The sequence below is a fragment of the uncultured Lactobacillus sp. genome (genome assembly GCF_944327175.1).
Lineage (GTDB): Bacteria > Bacillota > Bacilli > Lactobacillales > Lactobacillaceae > Lactobacillus.
Genome location: NZ_CALVGT010000016.1, coordinates 21,661 through 29,674, shown reverse-complemented (window position 1 = coordinate 29,674; position 8,014 = coordinate 21,661). Strand labels below are relative to the sequence as shown.

The following is an 8,014-nucleotide window of genomic DNA, read 5'->3' as shown; positions in this document are numbered from 1 at the left end:
TTTACCTGGTGACACCGCTTTTGCGGCCGCTGGCCAGAAGACGGCGGCTGCTCGAATACTACCTTTTGCTGGCCCTGGTCTTTGCCTGGCTTTTGCCGACCGGCCTGGACTTAATCCGCCTTTGGCCGAACCCGCCTAAGCATATGTCTGACGCGCTTGCTGCTTTTAGGCGTCTGCTGGGCAAGCTGGACCTGCAAATGGTAAGGGGCTTTGGGGGCTACTACATGGCTGGCTACTACTTTAGCCAGGCCCACATGAGCAAGCGTAACCTGCACTTTGCTCAGGCCCTGGGCTTGTTGGGGGCTGGAGCGACAATCGGCTTGTCTGGCTGGCTGACGGCGAAGGCCGGCCATTTGCGCCTGACCTTGTACAGCTACAATTCCTTTTTTGTCCTGCTGGAAAGCAGCGCGGTCTTCCTCAGCCTGCAGACCTTAAAACCGCAGCTGTGGTCAGAAAAAGTGTTAGGGGAATTTGCCGGGTCAGTCATGGGGATCTATCTGCTGCACCCGCTTCTGATTTACTACTGGGGCAAGACGCCGGTCTGGCAGCTGGCAGCAAGTAATTCTGCCTGGCTGCCTGGCTTGGTAATTGTGATTTTTGCCAGCAGTCTGGCTATCGTTTGGCTCTTGCGCAGGAGCAGATTTTTGGCTCGCTGGCTTTTATAGGCTTGACCCTAAGGCGAATTCATGTTATTTTTATAAAAACGCGACAATGAAGTAGCTGCCTGGTTCAGCGTTCAGAGAACTAGCGGTTGGTGCGAGCTAGACAGGCCAGGCAGACGAAATACAGCGCGGGGAGGAGAACCCCGTTAAGAAGCTCCCAAGAGGCACTTTGTGCGAACGTGGGTGGTACCACGGCTAAGAAAGAATTTAGTCGTCCCTGGATCTTTTGATCCGGGGACTTTTTTATTTGGAGGCAGAAATGGCAAATTTTGACATTTTGAAAGATTTGAAATGGCGCGGCGCCATCAACCAGGAAACTGACGAGGAAGGCTTGCGGGATTACCTGGCCAAGCATAACGACCTGGCCCTTTACTGCGGGACTGACCCGACGGGTGATTCCCTGCACATCGGTCACTTGATTCCTTTCATGATCTTGAAGAGATTCCAGCTGGCCGGCTACAAGCCAGTCATCGTTATCGGCGGGGGCACGGGGTCAATCGGTGACCCATCCGGCCGGTCAACTGAACGGGTCCTACAGTCCGAAGAAACGATCAAGCACAATGAAGAAGCTTTGACAGCGCAGATGGTGAAGCTTTTTGGCACGGAAAACTTCCGCATCGTCAACAACCGTGACTGGCTGGGCAAGATGACCCTGCTGGAATTCCTCCGCGACTACGGCAAGCTCTTCCAGGTCAACAACATGCTGAACAAGGAAGTCGTAGCCAGCCGGCTGGAAAACGGGATCTCCTTCACTGAATTCTCCTACCAAATCCTGCAAGCCATCGACTTCTACATCTTGAACCGGGACCACGGCGTCCAGATGCAGATCGGCGGGGCTGACCAATGGGGCAACATCACGGCCGGGATTGACTTGATCCACCGCCTGGAAGGGGCAGACCGGCCAGCCTTCGGTTTGACTATTCCATTGATGCTGAAGGCCGACGGGACCAAGTTTGGCAAGTCCGCCGGCGGTGCTGTCTGGCTGGATCCGGAAAAGACTAGTCCTTACGAATTCTACCAATTCTGGATCAACCAGGACGACCGGGACGTGATCAAGTACCTCAAGTACTTCACCTTCCTCAGCCACGAAGAAATCGACGCCTTGGAAGAAAAGGTCAAGACGGAACCTTGGAAGCGGGAAGCGCAAAAGCGCCTGGCTGAAGAAGTAACCAAGTTCGTTCACGGCGAAGAAGGCTTGAAGGAAGCCCAAACGGTCACTGAGGCCCTTTTCTCCGGCAACGTGAAGGAATTGACCACCAAGCAGGTAGAAATCGCCCTGGCCAAGGCGCCAAGCGCTGAGAGCGGGGCAGAAAAGAAGAACCTGGTTGACTTCCTGGTTGACACCAGGATTGAATCATCCAAGCGGCAGGCACGAGAAGACGTTAACAATGGCGCCATCTATGTCAACGGTGACCGGATCCAGGACACCGACTTTGAAGTTGACCCGGCGGCTGCTTTTGACGGCAAGTTCGTGATCATCCGTAAGGGCAAGAAGAAGTACACTTTGGTTCATGTAAAGGACTAATTATCATGGAAAAAGGACTCGTTTTAGTTGAACGGGTCCTTTTTTGGGTGGATATTGGCCCAAATTTTACTCAACTAAATTGATTTTTGAAAAAATCTGCTCAAAAACATACTCAAGTAAACTGACTTGCGGCCCGAAATTTACTCAACTAACTTATGCTACAGCCCAGTTGAGTAAGATCATGAGCAGACTTTTGCCCAGTTGAGTAAGATCATGAGCAGACTTTTGCCCAGTTGAGTAAGATCATGAGCAGACTTTTGCCCAGTTGAGTAAGATCATGAGCCGTCTTTTGCCCAGTTGAGTAAGATCATGAGCCGTCTTTTGCCCAGTTGAGTAAGATCATGAGCAGACTTTTGCCCAGTTGAGTAAAGTCATGAGCAACACCTAAGCCGGGTGAGGTCCCCAGTCAATCAGCCTCGGCCATGGCCTGGGGCACGATACTTCAGCGTGTACATTCCAGGGCTAACCGTCCCTTTGATAAAAAGGGGCCAACCGCTACTGAATGGCTCATTTTTCCGTTTGAATGGTCAAATCGGTTAAAAAAGCCCCGGCTTTTTGCTATAATAGGTTCGCTGCTGTAGCTCAGGAGGTAGAGCACCGCCGTGGTAAGGAGGAGGTCGCCAGTTCAAATCTGGCTAGCAGCTTAAAAAAGTAACTAACTGATCAGTAAAAGTGATAAAAATATTTGCGTGTCTGTTCCCAATCCTGTTATACTATGGGTTATTAGTTAATAGTTATTTGGAGGAGAATCGCGTGCAAAAAATTAGGCCTGATGGTCAGCGAGGCTGGTGGAAGATTCTCGCTATGGCAAGGCCTTTTACGTCATCTTATCATCGCAAAAGGACTATAAAACCGCAAAAGAGAACTAGGAACTCTAGTTCTCTTTTGCTTGCATTTTTAGAACCATCCACTATAATTGAAAAAATAATTACAGCACACATGGAGGTAAAAATGGAACGGAAACTAATCGCGGATTTTGTCAAAGAAAACCTGGCTGAAGAAAGAACGGGGCATGACTATTACCACGGCAAGCGGGTGGCAGTCTTGGCCGAAAGAATGCTGCTGGCGGATCACCCGCTTGCCAGCCAAAAGAGCCGGGACATTGCATATACGGCGGGTTTTGTCCACGATACGATCGATGAGAAGGTCTGCCCAAACCCAAGTGAAGTTTTAGCCGAATTGCGGGCAGTCTTCACGGCTGCCGGCTTAAGCGCAAACGACCAGGACAATGTCTTTTTCACGATCGAGCACATGTCTTTTTCAAAAAATATTGACCGCCACTACCAGCTCTCTTTAGAAGGAGAGTATGTCCAGGATGCCGACCGGCTGGAGTCTTTGGGGGCGATAGGGATTGCCCGGGCCTTCGTTTACAGTGGCAAGCACGATGACAAGATCTACGACCCGGAAATTCCGCCGATGGAATTGGTCAGTCATGATCAATACCGGAATCATGAAGAAACTACGATCAATCATTTTTATGAAAAACTTTTTAAGCTGGAAGGGCTGATGAACAGCCAGGCCGCCCAAAAGGAAGCCCGCCGGCGGACAGAATATATGCGGGATTTTGTTCAGGAATTTAAGCAGGAGTGGTATTTAAATTAGAGGAAATTAACAAACTGGCCATGTGATGACATCTTTTTAGCTTTTTATGGGCAAAAATTTATTTTTCTTTAAGTTGGCCCTTGAAAAGAGGCTAACTTAGAATTATAATCAAAATATCATGTTAACTAAAGGGCGGCTTTGGCTGTGTAGGTCGCTTTTTTAACCACAACAAATATGTGTTATAAGGAGAACAAAAAAGATGAAGTTATCTAAGACTTTGAGCGTTGGTGCAACTGTGCTGGCATCAGCTGCTCTCTTGGCTGCCTGCGGCGGCAACAGCAGTAAGGAATCCTCTTCTTCAAAGAAGACTTTGAACTGGACGGATGCAGCCGAAATTCCAACCATGGACATGTCCAAGGCCACTGACGCTACTTCCTTCAACCAGTTGTCAAACACTATGGAAGGTTTGTACCGTTTAGGCAAGAACTCCAAGTTGGAAAAGGCTTTGGCAACCAGTGAAGAGGTTTCTAAGGACGGTAAGACTTACACTTACACCCTGCGCAAGTCCAAGTGGAGCGACGGCAGCGAACTGACTGCCAAGGACTTCGTCTACTCATGGCGCAGAACTGTTGACCCAAAGACTGCTTCTCAGTATTCCTACCTCTTCTCCGGGATCAAGAACGCTGACGCGATCGTAGCTGGCAAGAAGAAGGTTGACACTTTGGGTGTTAAGGCTGTTGGCAAGTACAAGCTGGTTGTTACTTTGGAACGCCGGATCGCTTACTTCGACAAGCTGATGGGCTTTGCTGTCTTCTTCCCACAATCAGAAAAGGCCGTAACCAAGTACGGTTCTAAGTACGGTACTGCTTCCAAGTACATGCTGTACAACGGTCCGTTCAAGCAAACCGGTTGGACTGGCTCAAACCTGTCTTGGAAGATGGTCAAGAACCCATACTACTGGGACAAGAAGAACGTCAAGCTTGACACTATCACTTGGAGTGTACAAAAGACTCCATCAACTTCTTACAACTTGTACCAATCAAACAAGCTGGACTACACTGCCCTGGACGCTTCACAAACCAAGCAATTGAAGAACCAGAAGGGCTACGTAACCTTGAAACAGGGTGCTACCTTCTACATGCAGTTCAACCTGGCCAAGAACAAGTACCTGGCTAACACCAATGTCCGCAGGGCCCTGTCACTTGCCCTTGACCGGAAGGGCTTGACTTCATCCCTGGGCGGCAACAGTGTTCCAGCCAACACTTTGACTCCAACCCAATTGACTGACGTCAACGGTGAAGACTACACTAAGCGGATCTCCAAGTCTGCTGAAAGCTTCTACCCAGCTTCAACTAACAAGAAGGAAGCTGTGAAGTACATGAACAAGGGCTTGAAGGAACTGGGCGTAAGCAAGTTCAGCTTCAAGATCCTGTCTGACGACACTGACGCCGGCAAGAAGACTACTGAATTCCTGCAGTCCAACTTCGAATCAGTCTTCGGCAACAAGGTCGGCGTTTCAGTTCAAAACCTGCCATTCAAGACCCGTCTGTCCCGGTCAACTGCCGGTAACTTCGACGTCGTAATCTCCGGCTGGAGTGCCGACTTCGCTGACCCGATCTCCTTCTTGGACTTGTTCACTTCAACTAACCCAGAAAACAACGGTAAGTGGAAGAACGCAGCTTACAACAAGCTGATCGCTGACTCCAAGACTACTGCTTCAACCAGCAAGCGTTGGGACGACCTGACTAAGGCAGAAGATATCCTGCTGAACGATGTCGGTGTTGCTCCGCTTTACTACAACACTAAGTCTGCTTTGATCCGTCCAACTGTTAAGGACGTATACCAAAACCGTGGTACTTGGAACTTCAAGGACGCCTACATCAAGTAAAAACAAGCTAGCTAAAGCTTAGAAGAGAACGCCGGAAGGCGTTCTCTTTTTTGCCTGTTTTTATTTTTAAAAAAGGATTGAAACCTTACAACTTCAAGGACGCCTACATCAAGTAGTTTAAGCGGTAAATTAAGTTGACAGATTTTTCGAAAACGGAGCCCTGGCTCCGTTTTCTTTTTTATATATTATTCTGGCTATCTTCCTTTTGTTATATTTTTTGAATTGTCACAGGATGGTAAATATTTTATAATGAGATAATGATTAGATGATGATGGATTGCTGAAAATATGTTTTACAAAAAAGTTTTTTGACCAAGAGAGGATAAAACAGTGAGTAATTTTAAAAAGCTTCTGACGGCAACTGTCGCCGTATCCGGCGCCTTCTTGCTGGCAGCCTGCAGCAAGACCGCGACTAAGTCAGCCAAGCCCGTGTCCAGCAGCGGCTATGAAAAGTCGATCAACTGGATGACTACTTCTGAACTGCAGAGCCTGGACCCAGCTAAAGCCGACGATACAGCCAGCGAGGAACAGATCGCCAATACCTATGAAGGCCTCTACCGGCTGGGCGAAAACTCCAAAACTGTTCCGGGCGTGGCTACCAAGAGCGAGACTTCCAAAGATGGCTTGACCTGGACCTTTTACTTGAGAAAGGATGCCAAGTGGTCCAATGGGGACTCGGTGACGGCGGAAGACTTTGTCTACGCCTGGCGCCGGCAGGTGGACCCCAAGACCGCTTCCAGTCAGGTTAACAACTACGAAGGCATCAAGAATGCCATCAAGATCTCTGAAGGCAAGAAGAAGCCGTCCAGCCTGGGGGTTAAGGCCGAAGGCAAGTACAAGCTGGTCGTGACTTTTGAAAAGAAGATTCCTTATTTTAAGGTCGTTACGGCCATCAGTTTGAAGCCTCTGGACTCCAAAGCTGTCAAGAAGTATGGCAAGCGCTACGGGACCAAATCCGCCTACGCCATCTATAACGGGCCTTTCAAGTCCGTGGGCTGGACCGGGTCCAACCTGACCTGGAAGCTGGCTAAGAACCCGTATTACTGGGACAAGAAGGCAGTTAAGCTGGAGACCATCAACTACAGCGTCCAGAAGACCCCGTCAACTGACTACAACCTCTACCAGACCGGGAAGCTGGACGCGGCTATCCTGGACACCCAGGCGGCCAAGAGCATGAAGGGCAAGAAGGGCTACCGGGTTCTGACCTTGGGTAACACTACTTACCTTTGCTACAACTACAAGAAGAAAAAGATCTTCCGTAACGCCAACCTCCGCCGGGCCATCTCCATGGCCATTAACCGCAAGCAGCTCCTGTCCACGATCGGGACCTACAACACCCAGGCCAAGACCTTCTCAGCCACTAATGTGGTCTTAGATGGGAAGAATTTTGCCCAGGAAGCGGAAAGTGCCAACTCCAGCGTGAACAAGTACGTGGAATACGACCTCAAGTCCGCTCGCAGCTACTTCAAGAAGGCCTTGAAGGAACTGGGCGTTAAGAAGGTTTCCTTCACCTTGATGGCCGATGATGATGACAGCTACAAGAAGCAGACCGAGTTCATCCAGAGCGCCTTGACTGAGGCTTTTGGCGACAAGATGACCGTTTCCGTCAACAACCTGCCAAAGACGACCCGGGTTTCCCGGCAAATTGCCAATAATTTTGACGTCGTTTTAGGCGGCTTGACCAGCGACTTCCCAGACCCATACCACTTCCTGGCCTACATGCAGTCAGGGCAGACTTACAACTTTGGCAAGTGGAAGAACAAGGAATACGACAAGGCAGTCAAGGCTTCCCTGACCATGGACAAGACCAAGCGCCGCAAGGCCTTGCTCAAGGCGGAAAAGATCCTAATCGACCAGGAAGCCATCAGCCCGCTTTACCACATGGGCCAGGCCTGGATGATCAGACCAAACATCAAGAACCTGGTCTTCAATGGCGAATACCCAGACTTTAAGACGACTTACGCGGTTAAAAATTAAAATTTAACCGTGGTATAATTGAAAGTTGAGACGTTAGCAATAACGCTCAACTTTTTCTTTATTTTGGGATTTATGTCCGGAAATAGGATATTTTTTGGCAAAAAGGAGGGAGGCAGTTCAGGGAAACTGCTGGCGAAAAGTTAAGAAAATTAGTTTTTACAGGAAAAAAGACTAACATTTTTATCTTAGCCGAACGCTTATTTTAAAAAGGTCAGTCTAAGTTCCAGATAGACTATATAAAGAAAAAAGCAAAGTTTAAGTTAGTTGCCAAATGATGGAAAAAACGGACAAAAAGCCCGTAATGCTTGACTTTTAGGGGCACAGTTTTATATCATCGTATGGTAATTTCTTTATTTTTTGGTATAATAAGAAAAACATTAAAAATGTAATGCTGATTAAAGCGAAAAAAGTGTAAGGAGCA

At 48.6% G+C, this 8,014-nt stretch carries 5 protein-coding genes and 1 tRNA gene; all 6 read left to right on the top strand.

The genetic code is table 11. The features are described 5' to 3' along the window. On the top strand, positions 1–665 hold a 665-nt coding region (locus tag Q0J41_RS02350), incomplete at its 5' end, for an acyltransferase family protein (RefSeq protein ID WP_296225638.1). Positions 666–921: 256 nt separating this feature from the next. Beyond that, complete coding sequence (gene tyrS, locus Q0J41_RS02345) at positions 922–2,187, top strand: tyrosine--tRNA ligase (RefSeq protein WP_296225637.1); 1,266 nt, start codon at positions 922–924, stop codon at positions 2,185–2,187. A gap of 571 nt (positions 2,188–2,758) precedes the next feature. Further along, positions 2,759–2,831 (top strand) — tRNA-Thr (locus Q0J41_RS02340). 307 nt (positions 2,832–3,138) lie between these two features. Next, the gene (locus Q0J41_RS02335) at positions 3,139–3,789 is read left to right on the top strand and encodes an HD domain-containing protein (RefSeq protein WP_296225635.1); all 651 of its coding nucleotides are present in this window, start codon (positions 3,139–3,141) and stop codon (positions 3,787–3,789) included. A 199-nt stretch (positions 3,790–3,988) separates the two neighbouring features. Next, the gene (locus Q0J41_RS02330) at positions 3,989–5,617 is read left to right on the top strand and encodes a peptide ABC transporter substrate-binding protein (RefSeq protein ID WP_296225632.1); all 1,629 of its coding nucleotides are present in this window, start codon (positions 3,989–3,991) and stop codon (positions 5,615–5,617) included. A 329-nt stretch (positions 5,618–5,946) separates the two neighbouring features. Beyond that, positions 5,947–7,593, top strand: coding sequence for a peptide ABC transporter substrate-binding protein (locus Q0J41_RS02325; protein ID WP_296225630.1), 1,647 nt, complete (start codon positions 5,947–5,949; stop codon positions 7,591–7,593). Positions 7,594–8,014 lie beyond the last annotated feature (421 nt).